The organism is Erwinia sp. PME.40.26/001, from assembly GCF_055556675.1.
This window is the reverse complement of sequence record NZ_JBVHNP010000001.1, coordinates 368,398-384,593: the sequence shown is the minus strand read 5'-3', so window position 1 is coordinate 384,593 and position 16,196 is coordinate 368,398. Positions and strand designations below refer to the sequence as shown.

Below are 16,196 nucleotides of genomic sequence, written 5' to 3'. Positions count from 1 at the left end.
ACTCCAGGTTTATTCGCCCTGTGTTTATTGAAGACCCCTCACTCCATGTCTGCAAGCCTGACCTGGTGATTTTGACGAAAATAGTCACGTAAAGCCCGCAGCGCCTGCTGGCTTTTCTCAGGCAGCACGCGTTCCAGAGTAAGTGCCGTCAGTTTAAGCGGGCTGGCGCGCCACTCGGGCAATAAGACCATCAGCTGCCCGCTGCGCAGCTCTTCACCGATCTCCTGTAAGGGCTGCAGGGAGAGCCCCATACCGGCGACGGTAAACGCACGCATAACGTTCATGCTGTCGCTGACCACTTGTCCTTCTGCCAGACGCAGGGTCAGGTCCCCTTCACGCGGATGATGAAAATCAATATGCCGGTGGGTACTGTGCCCGTGTATCCAGCGGTGGGCAGAGAGCGCCTGCGGCGTTTCCGGCACGCCGTAGCGACTCAGATAAGCAGGTGCGGCACAGATCACCATCGGCCACTCTGCCAGTGGATGCGCAATCATGGCGGTGTCGCTTAACTGACGGCTGAAGCGCAGCGCAATATCAATCCGGTGTTCAATCATGTTCAGGACATTATCGGTGGCGATAATCCGCAGCTTCAGCCCCGGGTTCTGCTGTAACAGCGGGGATAATGCGCTGCACAGCGGTTGCCCACCAATACCGACTGTCGCACTGATCCGCAGCTCCCCGCTGAGGGTGTCGCGCATTTCAGCCAGACGCCGCTCCGCCTCCAGCGCGTGGCTGAGCATCGCTTCACAGCCTGGATAAAATGCCGCCCCGGCTTCGGACAGCGTCAGCTTACGGGTGGAACGATGGATTAACGGGACGCCAACCGCCTGTTCAAGCGCCCGCAGATGCTGGCTAACCGCCGAAGGCGACATTCCCAGTCGTCGGGCTGCGGCGGCCATAGAGCCTTCACTGACCACGGTCGCGAACACGGCCATGCGATTGAGTTTGTCCATTATTCGTAAGCCTTACTTCATTATAAAAGCGAAAATATGCCACTTATCAACGTAACTGTTAAGCAGTAAAGTTCAATCCACACCTTACAGAGGAATGAACGCATGAAAATCACTATCATTGGTGCAACCGGTTTTGTCGGTCCTGACGTAGTAAAAGAAGCGCTGGCACGCGGCCACGAGGTGACGGCCATTTCCCGTTCGGGTAAAAATCTGCCCGCCGACGCCCGACTGAGCGTGGCAAAAGGCGACGTACATGACAGTGCCTGGCTGGCAGGTATACTCAAAGGCCAGGATGCGGTGATCAGCGCCTATAATCCGGGCTGGGAAGAGAGCGATTTGTTCGAAAAATTCACCCGCGGCAGTCAGAAAATCCTTGAAGCGGTTAAAAACAGCGGAGTTAAGCGACTGTTAGTGGTGGGCGGCGCAGGCAGTCTGGAAGTGGCACCCGGCGTAGAACTGGTTGATACCGAAGCTTTCCCTGCCAATATCAAACCGGGGGCGCTGGGCGCTCGTGCGCTGCGTAATCAGCTTCAGGCGGAAGAGCAGGCGCTGGACTGGACCTATCTTTCTCCGGCGGCGCTGCTGCAGCCCGGCCCCCGCACCGCACAGTTCCGTCTGGGCACCACCTCGCTGCTGATGGACGGTGATAAGCCGGGCTCGATTAGCGTCGCTGACCTGGCGGTCGCCATCCTGGATGAAATTGAACAGCCTCAGCATATCCGACAGCAGTTTACTGCGGCCTACTAAGTCCTCTGGCCCGTCGCTGGCGGGCCTTTCCCCTGTTGACGGGCAGTTAAGGTTTATTTAAGGTTTCCCGGCTACTCTTAAATAAGATTATTCTGACGCCGGACACCCATGAAAGCCCTGAAAAAGTTACGTTGTAACGAAATAACCTTTAATATTTATGCTGCTCTCTTTTTTACGCTAATCCTTAACGGCCTTTTTATTGCACGGGCATGGCAAATCATCCCCTATCAGGGTCTGCACGATTATCTGTATGCTGCCACCCTTCCTGTCGTGCTGTTCTGCGCCTTTTTACTGATTTTTAATGTCATTGCGCTTCCCTGGATACGCAAGCCTTTACTGCTGATCCTGATCGTCGCCAGCGCCGCCGCTAACTACTTTATGTACAGCTTCGGCACGGTGATCGATACCAATATGATTCAGAACGTGTTTGAAACCGACCTGCAGGAAGCGACCGCCCTGTTCAGCATGAAATATCTGCTGTGGATGCTGTTGCTGGGCGTACTGCCTGCGGCACTTATTGTCCTGACGCGGATTGAAAATAATCGCCCCTGGTGGATGTCGATCGTCTGGCGACTGGTGACGTCACTGGCAGCCATCTTCATTGTGCTGCTGATCGCTGCGCTGTTCTACAAGGACTATGCTTCGATGATCCGCAACAATAAGGGGCTGGTTAAGATGGTCACCCCACCTAACGTGGTCAGCAGTATCGGACACTACGCGGACAATCGCTGGTTTGCCGGTAGTCAGGCGCTGGTAAAAATTGGCCTGGATGCGCACAAAGGTCCGGTGTTAGCCGGCGAGAAAAAGAAAACGCTGGTGATTTTTGTCCTGGGTGAGACGGCCCGGGCAGAAAACTTTTCGCTGGGGGGCTACGCCCGCGAGACAAATCCGAAGCTGAAGCGCGACAATGTCATTTATTACCGTAACGCCACCTCCTGCGGCACAGAAACAGCGATCTCTGTTCCCTGCATGTTTTCCAATATGACGCGTCAACAATATAACGCTAATCTGGCACACCATCAGGAAGGGCTACTGGATGTGATGGCCCACGCGGGCGTCAATGTGCTGTGGCGGGAAAATGACGGGGGTTGTAAAGGGGCCTGCGACCGCGTGCCTCATACGGACATGACCCAATGGCGGGTAAGTGAATTATGCAAAACCGATTACTGCCTTGATGATGTCCTGCTGCACCGCCTGAACAATTATATTGGCAGCGTAAAAGATGACACGGTCATTGTTCTGCATCAGATGGGCAGCCATGGCCCGGCCTATTACCTGCGTTATCCGGCGGAAAGTCGACAGTTTACTCCGACCTGTGACAACAATCAGATTCAGGACTGCGATCCTCAGGCGCTGGTTAATACCTACGACAACTCCATTCTCTATACGGATTCCATGCTGGATAGCACGATAACTCTGCTGAAATCCTGGAGTGATAAATACAATGTCGCGATGATTTATCTGTCTGACCACGGTGAATCACTGGGTGAGCACGGTATGTATCTTCATGGTACCCCTTACCTCTTCGCCCCGAGTCAGCAGACACATATTCCGTTATTACTTTGGATGTCAGCGGATTACGCGACGGCGTTTGACATCGATCAGCAGTGCCTGCAGAAACAGGCGCAGACGGATGATGTCTCTCAGGACAATATTTTTCATACCCTGTTGGGGATGATGAATGTGCAAACCCGGGAGTATCAACCCGCGCTGGATATGATCCGATCGTGTCGTCAAAACCATTAAGGGTTGAAACCGACCGTTCGGTCTAGTACTCTGCTGCGATGAATAAAACGACCCGCTTTGACACACGTGAACATCTGCTTGATACCGGTGAACGGCTCTGCCTTCAGTCCGGGTTTAACGGCATGGGCCTGATCGCCCTGCTGAAAGAAGCTGAGGTGCCAAAGGGGTCGTTCTACCACTATTTCCCGTCCAAAGAAGTGTTTGGCGTGGCGATGCTGGAACGCTACTTCGCACGCTATCACCTGCGCCTGCAGGCGTATCTTGACGACCATCAGGATAACGCCCGCCAGCGCGTGCTGGACTATTATTCCCAGTCGCTTTCTCACTGCCAGGAGAGCCACTTTGCTGGCTGTCTTTCGGTCAAGTTATCGGCTGAAGTCTGCGACCTGTCTGAAGCCATGCGCAGTGCATTACATGCCGGTTCTGCCGCGCTGATTGCCACACTGACAGGTGCTCTCGATAAGGCACAGCAGCAGGGTACCCTGTCACGCCATATCGAATGCGCTGCCTGTGCGCAGACGCTCTATATGTTGTGGCTGGGTGCCAGTCTGCAAAGTAAAATTTGCCGTGACCATGCGCCGTTGCGCCATGCCTGGCAGGAAATGACACGAATTCTTCGTGAAGATTAAAAAAAAACACCTTAACTAGTCGACCGGTCTACCAGGAGTAAGTTATGAAACTGAACACGCTGTTTACCCCGCTGAAAACCGGTGCCATCACCGTGCCTAACCGCATCTTTATGGCACCACTGACGCGTTTGCGCAGCATTGAACCCGGCGATATCCCCACTCCGCTGATGGGCGAATATTACCGCCAGCGCGCGACTGCCGGGCTGATTATCACTGAAGCCACCCAGATCAGCTTCCAGGCGAAAGGGTATGCCGGAGCACCCGGTCTTCACTCTGCCGAACAGATCGGTGCCTGGAAAGCCATCAACGAGGGCATCCATCAGGAAGGCGGACACAGTGCTGTACAGCTGTGGCACACCGGCCGTATTTCCCACAACAGCGTCCAGCCTGACGGCAAAGCCCCGGTTTCCGCGTCGGCAATCAACGCGGAAACCCGCACCTCCCTGCGCGATGCAGAAGGCAAAGCAATTCGTGAAGCCACCTCAACGCCACGCGCGCTGAGCACAGAAGAAGTGACGGGTATCGTTAATGACTTCCGCCAGGCCGTTATCAACGCCCGCGAAGCCGATTTTGACCTGGTAGAGCTTCATTCGGCTCACGGCTACCTGATCCATCAGTTCCTTTCTCCGGCATCTAACCAGCGTGATGACCAGTACGGTGGCAGCATCGAAAACCGCACCCGCTTTGCGCTGGAAGTCGTTGATGCTGCCATTGCCGGCTGGAGCGCGGATCGTATTGGTATCCGTATCTCTCCGCTGGGGCCGTTTAACGGTCTGGATAATGGTGAAGATCAGGAAGAAGCGGCACTGTACTTTATTGCTGAACTGGCAAAACGTCAGCTGGCTTATCTGCACATTTCAGAACCAGACTGGGCCGGTGGAAAACCTTACACCCACGAATTCCGTCAGGCGATCCGCGCTGTGTACCCGAGCGTGATTGTCGGTGCAGGGGGCTACACGGCTGAAAAAGCGGAAGATCTGATTGAGCAGGGGCTGATTGATGCGGTGGCATTTGGTCGTAGCTATATTGCTAACCCGGATTTAGTCGCCCGGCTGAAAACTGACGCGCCGCTGAACGAACCGAAGCCGGAAAGCTTTTACGGCGGCAGTGCGGAAGGCTATACCGACTATCCGTTCCTCGGTTAATCACGCCAAAAGTTCGCAGCGGCAGGCATTGCCGCTATACTGCATTTTTCCGTCATCGTCTGATGACGCCGATAGAAGAGGATGTTATGCGTTTACTTCACACCATGCTGCGCGTTGGCGATCTGCAACGTTCCGTTGATTTTTATACCAAAGTGCTGGGCATGCGCCTGCTTCGCACCAGTGAAAATACCGAGTATAAATACACCCTCGCCTTTGTCGGCTACACCGACGAGAGCGAAGGGGCGGTGATTGAGCTGACCTATAACTGGGGCGTGGACAGCTACGACCTGGGCGATGCGTACGGACATATCGCGCTGGGCGTGGATGATGTCGCCGCCACCTGCGATCGTATCCGCAACGACGGCGGTAACGTCACGCGTGAAGCCGGCCCGGTCAAAGGCGGCACCACAGTGATTGCGTTTGTTGAAGATCCCGATGGCTACAAAATTGAGCTTATCGAAAACAAACACGCCGGTAACGGTATCGGACAGTAATTATTTCGGGTGCCTTTTGGGCACCCGACCTCCCTCCCTGCTGCATCCCCCGACAAAATTTGCCATAATGCGCGCTGCCTTTTTTCCCCTGTGAGAAGCTGATGTCTGAATCGAATGAACTGAATACCCTTAGCAGCCGTTTTCGCGGTTTTTATCCAGTCGTTATTGATGTTGAAACCGCCGGTTTCGATGCCAGAACTAACGCCTTACTGGAAATCGCAGCGGTCACGCTAAAGATGGATGACAACGGCTGGCTGGAAAAGGATGAGACCCTCCATTTCCACGTCGAGCCTTTTGTCGGTTCAGTTCTGCAACCTGAGGCGCTGGCATTTAACGGTATTGACCCCGAAAACCCGCTTCGTGGCGCGGTCAGTGAATACGACGCGCTGCACGCCATTTTCAAACTGGTGCGTAAAGGCATTAAAGAGAGCGGCTGTAGCCGGGCGATCATGGTGGCGCATAACGCCACCTTCGACTTGAACTTTGTCAATGCCGCCGCCGAACGCGCCAGCATGAAGCGTAACCCCTTCCATCCCTTCGTCACTTTTGACACGGCGGCCCTGAGCGGGCTGGTACTGGGGCAAACGGTTCTGGCAAAAGCGTGCACCGCAGCGGGAATGCCGTTTGATAATGCCCAGGCGCACTCTGCCCTGTACGACACCCTGCAGACCGCTGACCTGTTCTGTGAGCTGGTGAACCGCTGGAAACGGCTTGGCGGCTGGCCGCTGCCAGCCGATCCGGCACATAACGACAGCGAAGCGTAACGCCATCACGTCGTAAAAAAAACCGGGCCTGAAAAGGCCCGGTTTTTTTATGCCGGCACGCTGCCTGGCTTACTCAGCAGCATCAGACGGATATTTTTGCGCCGTCTCTTTAATAAGCTGCTGCAGTTCGCCGCGCTGGTACATTTCAATAATAATGTCGCAGCCACCGACCAGCTCACCGTCCACCCACAGCTGTGGGAAGGTTGGCCAGTTAGCATATTTTGGCATCTCTGCGCGAATGTCAGGGTTCTGCAGAATATCAACGTACGCGAAACGCTCACCGCAGGCAGACAGTGCCTGAACGGCCTGAGCAGAGAAACCGCAGCTTGGCAGTTTCGGAGAACCTTTCATGTATAACAGAATAGGGTTTTCAGCGATCTGGCGTTGAATTTTTTCAACAGTACTCATAAATGTCTTCCTCAATACAATACTTCATGTGTAGGCTAGGCGCAGCCTGCTTATTGTAGCGACTCTGTCCGGGTGATGAAAATGACATTTTTACATGGCGAAAGGGTAAAAATGTGACCTGAGAACAAAACAGGGAAACAAAATAACATTTTCTTATCATCGCTGCTGCACAAGTTAGCGCCCGTTTTGCGTTTACTGCTGAGATAAACAACTGATACCGTTCAATTTTGCGCCATTTACTTGATCTGTATTATTGAAACAAAAAAGACCTTACCCTTTGTTAAGAAGTTAGATTAGAATTGCCCTAACCTTCTGCCTTCGCGCAGAAATGCCTTTTCTGACTCCGTTGCGACCTTTTGCAGCGCACAAACTGTTAATGGGAACGATGCGTTTACTCATCACGCTCTGCATACTGGCTTTCACCCAGTTGTTCTTCAATATGGCGCACGCATCGCCACATACCCCTATTAATGCGAATCAGCAAAAAGCCGATCGCACTACCGCACGTGAAGATGAGCGTCGCAAACGCCGCCCGGTCAAGACCGCCTCCACGAAAAAAGTGAAAGAACCGGTCAGTAAAAAAGCAAAAGAACCCGCCAGGAAGACCGCCGCTAAAACAGCACGTCTGGTGCCGGCAAAAAAACTCAAAGAAAAAGCCAGGAGTAAAGTGGCGGCAAAACCGTTGCGCACGGCTAAAGTAACGAAAAAGTCCTTAAGCAAAAAAATCGCCGCCAACAAAAAAGCCGACAAGAAGCACTATGGTCGCGATCGCGCCGGGCGCAAAGTTGCGCAACGCGATGACGCGCAGCTTTCAGGCCCGCTGAAACTGAGTAAAGCCCACCGCGCCCGCTATCAAAAAGCGCGCGAGACAGCGATGACAAAATTGATGGGGCAACTCGGCAAACCCTATCAGTGGGGCGGTACCTCACCTAAAACCGGCTTCGACTGCAGCGGTCTGGTGTGGTACGCCTACAAAGATCTGGTGAAGTTCAAAATCCCCCGTACGGCAAATGAAATGTATCACCTGCGCGATGCCGCCTCGGTCAAACGCGATCAGCTGGAAAAAGGGGACCTGGTCTTCTTCCGCATTAACGGTCGCGGCACGGCCGACCACGTAGGGGTTTATCTGGGTGGGGGCAAATTTATTCAGTCTCCGCGCACCGGTAAAGATATCCAGGTCAGTGCACTGAGTGAAGATTACTGGCAGGAGCATTACATCGGCGCACGCCGGGTGATGACACCGAAGACAATTCGTTAACTGTGCCGTCAGCGTGATGGGTATACGGGAGGGGTCACCTCCTCCCGGGCCGGACTTAGTGCATGACTGCGGTAAAACTAAACGCAATAATCATCAGCAGTGAACCCACCACCGCCAGCGCTGTCATTTTCATATCGGTGTTCATATTTTCTCCTTAATAACCCTGCAATGTGTAAGCCAACAGATTTTCCCATACTTACCCGTAAAAATCTCGTTTTCTGCGCCCAGCCTTGTTAGAATTATTCCTTTCCGTTGCGCAACACGCCCGGAAACGTTTTAAGTCAGCGCTGCATGTCACTCTACGGATGATTTTACCCCTCCCCGAATCTTTGAGACAGCACCCCAGATCGTTCTCGTCGGGCAGCAATAGCGGCGCGCAGGCAAACGTTTAACCAAATTGTTATCAGTACGTTACGATAACACCAGGAGTAGGATTTTAATGGCAACAATTAAGGATGTGGCAAAGCGTGCCGGTGTGTCCACCACCACCGTGTCCCATGTCATCAACAAAACGCGCTTTGTAGCCGAAGAGACGCGCGAAGCGGTATGGGCGGCAATTAAAGCTTTGCATTACTCCCCCAGCGCCGTTGCCCGCAGTCTTAAGGTGAACCACACCAAAACCATCGGGCTGCTGGCCACATCCAGTGAAGCCCCCTACTTTGCCGAAATCATTGAAGCGATTGAAAACCGCTGCTTTGCTAAAGGCTATACGCTGATCCTCGGCAATGCGCATAACGATCTGCAAAAGCAGCAGGCGTATCTGTCGATGATGGCGCAGAAGCGTGTCGATGGCCTGCTGGTCATGTGTTCAGAATATCCTGACCCCCTGATAGCCATGCTGGAAGAGAACCGTAATATTCCAATGGTGGTGATGGACTGGGGCGAGTCACGCGGAGACTTTACCGATACCGTGCTCGATAACGCTTTTGAAGGCGGCTATCTGGCGGGGCGTTATCTGATCGAGCGCGGCCATCGTGATATCGGGGCGATCCCGGGACAGCTGGAACGCAATACCGGCGGCGGTCGCCATGCGGGCTTCCTGAAAGCACTGGCTGAAGCCGGGATTACCCTGCGCGATGAATGGCTGGTACAGGGCGACTTTGAACCGGAATCTGGCTACCGCGCCATGCAGCAAATACTGTCACAGAAGCAGCGTCCGACGGCGATCTTCTGTGGGGGAGATATTATGGCGATGGGTGCGATTTGCGCAGCGGACGAGATGGGGTTGCGCGTACCGCAGGATATTTCGGTGATCGGTTATGATAACGTGCGCAACGCCCGTTACTTCACCCCGGCGCTGACCACCGTACACCAGCCAAAAGAGCGTCTGGGGGAAACAGCCTTTGATATGCTGCTTGACCGCATCACCAGCAAACGTGAAGAGCAGCAGACGATTGAAGTGCATCCTTCACTGATCGAACGCCGCTCCGTTGCCGACGGCCCCTTCCGCGACTATCGCCGTTAATATCCGCGCATCAGATCCCGGGCTGTTCACTCAGCCATTCTGCATTCAGCGTTTCGGTATTGCCCAGATAGGCCAGCAACCAGTTCAGCGCCGGTGAGGCGCTGTGCTCAGACCAGCTGAGGTAGCAGGGACTGTCAGGAAACGGCGAGGCCAGCGTCAGCTCACCCAGCACCTGCTGTTGCAGCCAGGGCTGGGCAAAGTGCCCCGGTACCATCCCGACGCACAGCCCGGCACGCAGGCAGTCGAATGCGCTTTCCCAGTCCGGTACCACCAGCCGCCGCTGATTGTCCAGCGTCCAGGTTGTGCGCTTCGGCAGCGCCCGCGACGTATCCTCCAGCACCAGCGAGGGCCATTCGCGGATCAGCGCTTCACTCAGCGCGCCTTCGTAACGGTGCAGCGGATGTTGGGACTGGACTACGCAGCGCCAGTTCAGACTGCCCATGTCGCGAAAGGCAAAACGCCCCCTCACAGGAATGGCCTGGGTTGCGCCTATTGCCACGTCCACGCGACCGTCAGCCAGCGCATCCCAGACGCCGTTAAACACCTCCGGCATGATGTGCAGCTCCATGTCCGGGAAATGACGATAAAAATCCACCACCAGCTGACGCGTGCGCGCCGGCCGTACAATCCTGTCCACCGCAATGTTAATCTGCCCGCGCCAGCCGTTTGCCACCTGCTGGCAGCGGGTTCGCGTGGCAAGCATTTTTTTGATAACAGCCCGCCCCTCTTCACTGAATACGCGACCCGCCTCGGTCAACACCACGTCGCGATGGCGGCGTTCAAACAGGCTCACAGCCAGCCACTCCTCAAGCTGGCGAACGGTGTAGCTGACCGCAGATGGTACGCGATGAAGCTCTGCCGCTGCGGCGGTAAAGCTGCCCGTTCTGGCGACAGCGTCAACCACTTCGAGAGAATATTCAGACCACATAACTTGCCTTCAAATTATTTCACTGCAATAGACGAATAATAGCGTTTCACAGCGCACTCGGCACGGGATTACACTGCGCACGTGAAAAAATTGTCTGATAAGAGTTAAAAACCATGCGTTCCAAAGGATTTATGTTTTACCTGGCCATACTGAGTATGCTGGGTTTTCTTGCCACCGATATGTACCTCCCCGCTTTTGGCGTAATGCAGCAGGATCTGGGCACCCAAGCCGGTGCCATCAGCGCCAGCCTGAGTATTTTCCTTGCCGGTTTTGCCTGTGCGCAACTGGTCTGGGGCCCGCTCTCTGACCGCATCGGCCGTAAGCCCGTGCTGGTGATGGGTCTCAGCCTGTTCGCCATTGGCTGCGCCGCCATGCTGTGGGTGGAGTCGGCACCCTGGCTGCTGGCGATGCGCTTTGTGCAGGCCGTCGGCGTATGTGCAGCGGCCGTCAGCTGGCAGGCGCTGGTCGTTGATCGCTACAGCGGTGCGCAGGCCAATCGCATATTTGCCACGATTATGCCGCTGGTGGCGCTGTCTCCCGCGCTGGCACCCTTGCTGGGAGCCTGGCTGTTACAGCACTTTTCCTGGCGCGCTATCTTCGTCGCACTGCTGGTGATAAGCGTGATGCTGCTGATCCCAACGCTGCGCCTGCCATCGCCTTCCCGCGTTGTCAAAGACACGGTGAAAACGCCCGCGCCTGGCTTCTTTACCTTGCTGAAATCGCCCCTCTACAGTGGCAATGTGGCAATTTATGCCGCCTGCTCCGCTAGCTTCTTTGCCTGGCTCACCGGATCGCCGTTTATTCTGGGCAAGTTAGGCCTCTCGCCCGGTGATATCGGCCTGAGCTATGTCCCCCAGACGGTGGCGTTTTTGATTGGGGGGTTCAGCTGCCGCGCCCTGCTTAATCGCTTTGCCGGACGTCAGCTACTGCCCTGGCTGCTGGCATTTTACAGCCTGAGCATTGCGGCTATTTATCTGGTGGCGTTGCAGCCTGAACCGTCGCTGTTTGCCCTGCTGCTGCCTTTCTGCGGCATGGCGATGGCGAATGGTGCTATTTATCCTATCGTGGTGTCCAGTGCCCTGCTGCCTTTTCCTCATGCGACAGGCAAAGCGGCGGCACTGCAAAACATGCTCCAGCTTGGCCTCTGCTTCCTGGCCAGCATGGTCGTGTCGACGTGGATCGAGTCCGCACTGTATACCACCACGCTGGTGATGGCAGGCACGATCTTCCTCGCCATTGCCGGTTACCTTGCGCAGCGCAGCGCAGAGCAAAAACAGGCCTGGCAGACAGCGGAAGAATCCCGCTAAATGCTCAGATAATACTTAGTTAGCACCCTAACAATAATGCGTTGAATATTCTCAGGCCTCAGCCTATAATTTATCGCGCATTATAAAATAACAAATACACAACACTTTTGAAGTTGGCGATGACCTCCGGTCATCGCTGCTGTTGCATACTGACAGGGTTGTCGAAGTGTTCTTCCGCGTGACATTTTTGCGACCTCTGCTAATTTCATATCAAGCCTCTTTTAACGTCGGATATCAGACTGTGGCATGCGCCACAAGTGCTCTCACAAACCTGCAGGAAAGACGATTCTTTTTCTCAGGTTTCAATCACACAGGGTGATGGGGAAGCTATGAGTTCATCGTGCATAGAAGAAGTGAACCTGGAAGATAATCAGTGGTATCGCATCGTCCAGGAGATGTTGAGCAAAGCAGATATTGAAATTAACGGAACCCGTAGCTGGGATATCCGCATCGCTACCCCCGACTTTTTTAAGCGTGTGCTGCAGGAAGGTTCGCTGGGGTTAGGTGAAAGCTATATGGATTGCTGGTGGGAGTGTGACCGGCTGGATATTTTCTTCCAGCGCGTGCTGTCCGCGAAGCTCGATCAACAACTCCCCCACCATTTTCGCGACACGCTTCGCGTCGCTGCTGCCCGCCTGACAAATCTGCAATCCCGCAGGCGCGCGTGGATTGTCGGTAAAGAGCATTACGATTTGGGTAACGACCTGTTTACCCGGATGCTCGACCCCTATATGCAATACTCCTGCGGTTACTGGAAGCAGGCCAGCACGCTGGAAGAAGCCCAGGAAGCGAAGCTGCAGATGATCTGCGAAAAGCTTCAGCTGGCCCCGGGCATGTCGCTGCTGGATATCGGCTGCGGCTGGGGGGGGCTGGCCGAATATGCTGCGCGTCACTTTAACGTCAGCGTGGTCGGCGTGACCATTTCAGCCGAACAGCAGAAGCTGGCTCAGGCGCGCTGCGAAGGTCTGGACGTCACCATCCAACTGCAGGACTATCGCGATCTTAACCAACAGTTTGATCGTATTGTCTCCGTCGGGATGTTTGAGCACGTCGGCCCCAAGAATTATGCTACCTATTTCGACGTCGTAAACCGTAATTTGAAACCTGAGGGTATTTTCCTGCTGCACACCATTGGTGCCAATAAGACCGACAATAATGTTGACCCGTGGATTGATAAATATATTTTCCCCAATGGCTGTCTGCCATCAGTTCGTCATATTGCGGATGCGAGTGAGCCGTTTTTTGTTATGGAAGACTGGCACAATATTGGCGCGGATTATGATCTGACCCTGATGCAGTGGTATCAGCGTTTTCTTGACGCATGGCCAGCGCTGTCGGATAAATATGGCGACCGCTTTAAACGGATGTTTACTTACTATCTGAATGCCTGTGCCGGTGCCTTTCGCGCCAGGGATATTCAGCTCTGGCAGGTGGTCTTTACCCACGGTATACAGGGTGGGTTACGGGTCGCACGCTAGACCGGCGTGTGCAAACAGGGCGACGATATGTCGCCCTGATACTTTGCTAATCCTGGTGAATTTCATCCCGCAGTTCGCTGGCTGCGGCCGCCAGTAACGAGGCCTCACGCTGTGCCAGCACCCGCTCAACGGTTTCGACTATCGCCTGGGTGTGCGGATCAATTTCAATATTGACGCGATGACCCAACCGCTTGCTGCCTAACGTGGTGCGCATCAGTGTTTCCGGGATCAGATGCACACAGAATTTTGTCCGCGTCACTTCCCCCACCGTCAGGCTGATGCCATCAATACCGACAAAACCCTTGTGCAGAATATATTTCATCTGGCTGGCATCCAGCGGCTTAAACCAGATCTCCCGGTTATTTTCTGAGGTCAGTATTTTACTGATTTCAGCGGTCGTCATCACATGCCCGGACATCAGATGCCCTCCGATTTCATCGCTGAATTTCGCTGCACGCTCAACGTTCACCGTATCGCCGACCTGCAAATCGCCCAGATTGGTAATGCGCAGCGTTTCTTTTACCAGATCGAAACTGACGCGGTCGCCCTCTACCTCGGTCACCGTCAGGCAGCAGCCGTTGTGCGAAACAGACGCGCCCAGTTCCAGCCCGGGCAATAATGCTTCTGGCATTTTAATTACATGGGTACGAAAATTAGGTTTCTCGTCAATTGCCAGCACCTCTGCGGTGCCCTGCACAATACCGGTAAACATAGCTGTTGCCTCAATCAATGTGTTTTTCTGCCCTTAGTTTGCCCTGGCAACGTGGCAAAGCCAAATAAAGCACCGCATAATTGCGTGACACAAAGAGCTATTCTTTTGTCAGAACATTGGCTATTTCCTCTGCTATCACTAAACTGGGGCGCCTGCTCTGCTGATATCATCGCTGAAAGCCGTTTTTCTTAAGCAGTGTCATGAATAAAACCATTACCGTCCTGCCGTTACGCTGTCACTCGCCTGCGTGAACAGGGACGGAGAAAATTAAAAGGTGTATGTGTGCAGAAGTACCTCTCAGAGGCGCGTCAGTTATTAGCCCTGGCTATTCCGGTGATCCTTGCGCAGGTTGCGCAAACTTCCATGGGCTTTGTCGATACAGTAATGGCCGGTGCCGTTAGCGCCACGGATATGGCCGCCGTTGCCGTGGGTACCTCCATCTGGTTACCCTCGATTCTCTTTGGTCACGGTTTGATCCTCGCCCTGACACCGGTAGTCGCCCAGCTCAACGGATCAGGCCGTCGGGAACGTATTGCCCACCAGGTCCGCCAGGCCTACTGGCTGGCGGCGATGGTTTCCGTACTGATTATGGTGGTGCTGTATAACGCAGGCTACCTGATTGGTGCCATGCATAATGTTGACCCGGTGTTGTCTGAAAAAGCTATCGGCTATCTTCACGCTCTGCTGTGGGGCGCGCCGGGGTACCTGTTTTTCCAGGTGGCTCGTAACCAGTGTGAAGGCTTGTCCAAAACCAAGCCCGGGATGGTCATGGGATTCCTTGGCCTGCTGGTCAACATTCCGGTCAACTACATCTTTATTTACGGTCATTTCGGCATGCCCGCACTCGGTGGCGTCGGCTGCGGCGTGGCGACAGCGTCGGTCTACTGGGTCATGTTCATTGCCATGAAGGCATGGGTTAACCGTGCCAAATCGATGCGCGATATCCACCTGCCGACCCGTTACAGTCCACCGGACTGGAAAGCCCTGCGTCGCCTTGCCGGACTGGGTCTGCCGGTTGCGCTGGCGCTTTTCTTTGAAGTAACGCTGTTTGCCGTAGTCGCCCTGCTGGTGTCCCCGATGGGGATTGTCAAAGTGGCCGGTCATCAGATCGCCCTGAACTTCAGTTCCCTGATGTTTGTCCTGCCGCTGTCTCTCGGCGTGGCCACGACCATCCGCGTCGGTTTCCGTCTGGGTCAGGGGTCGGTTGAAGGTGCCAGGGTGGCAGCATGGACCGCGCAGGCAGTGGGTATTGGCATGGCCTGCCTGACCGCCCTGTTCACCATCACCTTCCGCAAGGAGATCGCGCTGCTGTATACGGATAATCCGGAGGTCATCACTCTGGCCGCTCAGCTGATGTTCCTGGCGGCGATTTATCAGTTCTCGGACTCGATTCAGGTGATCGGCAGCGGTATCTTGCGCGGTTACAAGGACACGCGCGCGATCTTCTTTATCACCTTCGTCGCCTACTGGGTGCTTGGCTTGCCCAGTGGCTATGTGCTGGCGATGACCGACTGGGTGGTTCCGGCCATGGGGCCAGCCGGATTCTGGACCGGTTTCATTATCGGCCTGACGTCTTCAGCGGTGATGATGATCTGGCGGATGCGCCGTCTGCAACGGCAGCCCGCTGAGGTGATTATGGCCCGCGCAGCACGTTAATTTTTCGGCACATTTCGCTTTCAGGTGATTAAAATTGCTGCGCTTCGCACAGATGCGCAGCAATCAGACGGAAAAATCATTTTTCCCCTTGCCAGTCGCCTACTGTGCCGTTAATATTCGTCCCCGCTGTCACCCAGACAGCACAGTGCGTCTGTAGCTCAGTTGGTTAGAGCACCACCTTGACATGGTGGGGGTCGATGGTTCGAGTCCATTCAGACGCACCACACTTTCGCTGACGCAGCCAACAGGCTGATGGCAGAAAAGATGAAGAAATGCGTTCTTAGCTCAGTTGGTTAGAGCACCACCTTGACATGGTGGGGGTCGGAGGTTCGAGTCCTCTAGAACGCACCACTCTCTCTCCCTGATTTACCTTCCCCCGACAACCTTTAAGATTAACCTTACGTCCGGTCAGTTTGCGCAACGAACTTGATGCGTATCACTCCTGCGTGCTATTTCACGCTTTTTAATTGGTTTTCGAACACTTAGCGACTATAATACGGGACGTT

The 16,196-nt window shown here is 54.5% G+C and carries 16 protein-coding genes and 2 tRNA genes; 13 read left to right on the top strand and 5 right to left on the bottom strand.

Annotated elements, in window-relative coordinates; all coding sequences use genetic code 11:
- Positions 1-38: 38 nt before the first annotated feature.
- Entirely contained in the window at positions 39-953 is a 915-nt protein-coding gene (locus ACZ3HG_RS02110) for a LysR substrate-binding domain-containing protein (RefSeq protein WP_465331634.1), read from the bottom strand.
- Positions 954-1,055: 102 nt separating this feature from the next.
- Here ACZ3HG_RS02110 and ACZ3HG_RS02105 point away from each other — a divergent pair, with 102 nt between their 5' ends.
- From ACZ3HG_RS02105 to rnt, 6 genes are all read left to right on the top strand, one after another.
- Entirely contained in the window at positions 1,056-1,700 is a 645-nt protein-coding gene (locus ACZ3HG_RS02105) for an NAD(P)-dependent oxidoreductase (RefSeq protein WP_191935961.1), read from the top strand.
- A 108-nt stretch (positions 1,701-1,808) separates the two neighbouring features.
- Entirely contained in the window at positions 1,809-3,446 is a 1,638-nt protein-coding gene (gene eptA / locus ACZ3HG_RS02100; RefSeq protein ID WP_465331631.1) for a phosphoethanolamine transferase EptA, read from the top strand.
- A gap of 38 nt (positions 3,447-3,484) precedes the next feature.
- Positions 3,485-4,075, top strand: a complete 591-nt coding sequence (locus ACZ3HG_RS02095; protein ID WP_191932202.1) for a TetR/AcrR family transcriptional regulator — start codon at positions 3,485-3,487, stop codon at positions 4,073-4,075.
- Between the two features lie 44 nt (positions 4,076-4,119).
- Positions 4,120-5,220, top strand: coding sequence for an N-ethylmaleimide reductase (gene nemA, locus ACZ3HG_RS02090; protein WP_465331629.1), 1,101 nt, complete (start codon positions 4,120-4,122; stop codon positions 5,218-5,220).
- 86 nt (positions 5,221-5,306) lie between these two features.
- The gene (gene gloA / locus ACZ3HG_RS02085) at positions 5,307-5,714 is read left to right on the top strand and encodes a lactoylglutathione lyase (RefSeq protein ID WP_191935963.1); all 408 of its coding nucleotides are present in this window, start codon (positions 5,307-5,309) and stop codon (positions 5,712-5,714) included.
- Between the two features lie 101 nt (positions 5,715-5,815).
- Positions 5,816-6,478, top strand: a complete 663-nt coding sequence (gene rnt / locus ACZ3HG_RS02080) for a ribonuclease T (RefSeq protein WP_191935964.1) — start codon at positions 5,816-5,818, stop codon at positions 6,476-6,478.
- Between the two features lie 69 nt (positions 6,479-6,547).
- Here rnt and ACZ3HG_RS02075 read toward each other — a convergent pair whose 3' ends face one another.
- A complete protein-coding gene (locus tag ACZ3HG_RS02075; protein ID WP_191932199.1) occupies positions 6,548-6,886 on the bottom strand; it encodes a Grx4 family monothiol glutaredoxin in 339 nt (112 codons plus the stop codon).
- 385 nt (positions 6,887-7,271) lie between these two features.
- Here ACZ3HG_RS02075 and ACZ3HG_RS02070 point away from each other — a divergent pair, with 385 nt between their 5' ends.
- Entirely contained in the window at positions 7,272-8,144 is an 873-nt protein-coding gene (locus ACZ3HG_RS02070) for a C40 family peptidase (protein ID WP_191932198.1), read from the top strand.
- A 55-nt stretch (positions 8,145-8,199) separates the two neighbouring features.
- Here the strand turns inward: ACZ3HG_RS02070 and cydH are convergent, their stop codons facing one another.
- Positions 8,200-8,289, bottom strand: coding sequence for a cytochrome bd-I oxidase subunit CydH (gene cydH / locus ACZ3HG_RS02065; protein ID WP_118664219.1), 90 nt, complete (start codon positions 8,287-8,289; stop codon positions 8,200-8,202).
- 294 nt (positions 8,290-8,583) lie between these two features.
- Here cydH and purR point away from each other — a divergent pair, with 294 nt between their 5' ends.
- Complete coding sequence (purR, locus tag ACZ3HG_RS02060; protein ID WP_191932197.1) at positions 8,584-9,609, top strand: HTH-type transcriptional repressor PurR; 1,026 nt, start codon at positions 8,584-8,586, stop codon at positions 9,607-9,609.
- A gap of 10 nt (positions 9,610-9,619) precedes the next feature.
- Here the strand turns inward: purR and punR are convergent, their stop codons facing one another.
- Positions 9,620-10,537 carry a DNA-binding transcriptional activator PunR gene (gene punR, locus ACZ3HG_RS02055; protein ID WP_191932196.1) on the bottom strand — a complete coding sequence of 306 codons (918 nt, stop codon included), beginning with the start codon at positions 10,535-10,537 and terminating at the stop codon, positions 9,620-9,622.
- A 113-nt stretch (positions 10,538-10,650) separates the two neighbouring features.
- Between punR and punC the strand changes: the two genes are divergently transcribed.
- Together punC and cfa are read left to right on the top strand one after the other, a co-directional pair.
- Complete coding sequence (gene punC / locus ACZ3HG_RS02050) at positions 10,651-11,844, top strand: purine nucleoside transporter PunC (protein ID WP_465331624.1); 1,194 nt, start codon at positions 10,651-10,653, stop codon at positions 11,842-11,844.
- Positions 11,845-12,173: 329 nt separating this feature from the next.
- Positions 12,174-13,322 carry a cyclopropane fatty acyl phospholipid synthase gene (cfa, locus tag ACZ3HG_RS02045; RefSeq protein WP_465331622.1) on the top strand — a complete coding sequence of 383 codons (1,149 nt, stop codon included), beginning with the start codon at positions 12,174-12,176 and terminating at the stop codon, positions 13,320-13,322.
- A gap of 46 nt (positions 13,323-13,368) precedes the next feature.
- Here the strand turns inward: cfa and ACZ3HG_RS02040 are convergent, their stop codons facing one another.
- Entirely contained in the window at positions 13,369-14,034 is a 666-nt protein-coding gene (locus ACZ3HG_RS02040; RefSeq protein ID WP_465331620.1) for a riboflavin synthase subunit alpha, read from the bottom strand.
- Between the two features lie 282 nt (positions 14,035-14,316).
- Here ACZ3HG_RS02040 and ACZ3HG_RS02035 point away from each other — a divergent pair, with 282 nt between their 5' ends.
- From ACZ3HG_RS02035 to ACZ3HG_RS02025, 3 genes are all read left to right on the top strand, one after another.
- Positions 14,317-15,690 carry an MATE family efflux transporter gene (locus ACZ3HG_RS02035; RefSeq protein WP_191932193.1) on the top strand — a complete coding sequence of 458 codons (1,374 nt, stop codon included), beginning with the start codon at positions 14,317-14,319 and terminating at the stop codon, positions 15,688-15,690.
- A 147-nt stretch (positions 15,691-15,837) separates the two neighbouring features.
- A tRNA-Val gene (locus tag ACZ3HG_RS02030) sits at positions 15,838-15,914 on the top strand.
- 50 nt (positions 15,915-15,964) lie between these two features.
- Positions 15,965-16,041 (top strand) — tRNA-Val (locus ACZ3HG_RS02025).
- Positions 16,042-16,196: the final 155 nt, after the last annotated feature.

Coding starts and splice junctions, on each gene's coding strand:
- ACZ3HG_RS02075 (WP_191932199.1), bottom strand. CDS start 6,886: ATGAGTACTGTTGAAAAAATTCAACGCCAGATCGCTGAAAACCCTATT.
- ACZ3HG_RS02110 (WP_465331634.1), bottom strand. CDS start 953: ATGGACAAACTCAATCGCATGGCCGTGTTCGCGACCGTGGTCAGTGAA.
- ACZ3HG_RS02040 (WP_465331620.1), bottom strand. CDS start 14,034: ATGTTTACCGGTATTGTGCAGGGCACCGCAGAGGTGCTGGCAATTGAC.
- rnt (WP_191935964.1), top strand. CDS start 5,816: ATGTCTGAATCGAATGAACTGAATACCCTTAGCAGCCGTTTTCGCGGT.
- punR (WP_191932196.1), bottom strand. CDS start 10,537: ATGTGGTCTGAATATTCTCTCGAAGTGGTTGACGCTGTCGCCAGAACG.
- nemA (WP_465331629.1), top strand. CDS start 4,120: ATGAAACTGAACACGCTGTTTACCCCGCTGAAAACCGGTGCCATCACC.
- ACZ3HG_RS02095 (WP_191932202.1), top strand. CDS start 3,485: ATGAATAAAACGACCCGCTTTGACACACGTGAACATCTGCTTGATACC.
- cydH (WP_118664219.1), bottom strand. CDS start 8,289: ATGAACACCGATATGAAAATGACAGCGCTGGCGGTGGTGGGTTCACTG.
- ACZ3HG_RS02070 (WP_191932198.1), top strand. CDS start 7,272: ATGCGTTTACTCATCACGCTCTGCATACTGGCTTTCACCCAGTTGTTC.
- punC (WP_465331624.1), top strand. CDS start 10,651: ATGCGTTCCAAAGGATTTATGTTTTACCTGGCCATACTGAGTATGCTG.
- purR (WP_191932197.1), top strand. CDS start 8,584: ATGGCAACAATTAAGGATGTGGCAAAGCGTGCCGGTGTGTCCACCACC.
- cfa (WP_465331622.1), top strand. CDS start 12,174: ATGAGTTCATCGTGCATAGAAGAAGTGAACCTGGAAGATAATCAGTGG.
- gloA (WP_191935963.1), top strand. CDS start 5,307: ATGCGTTTACTTCACACCATGCTGCGCGTTGGCGATCTGCAACGTTCC.
- ACZ3HG_RS02105 (WP_191935961.1), top strand. CDS start 1,056: ATGAAAATCACTATCATTGGTGCAACCGGTTTTGTCGGTCCTGACGTA.
- eptA (WP_465331631.1), top strand. CDS start 1,809: ATGAAAGCCCTGAAAAAGTTACGTTGTAACGAAATAACCTTTAATATT.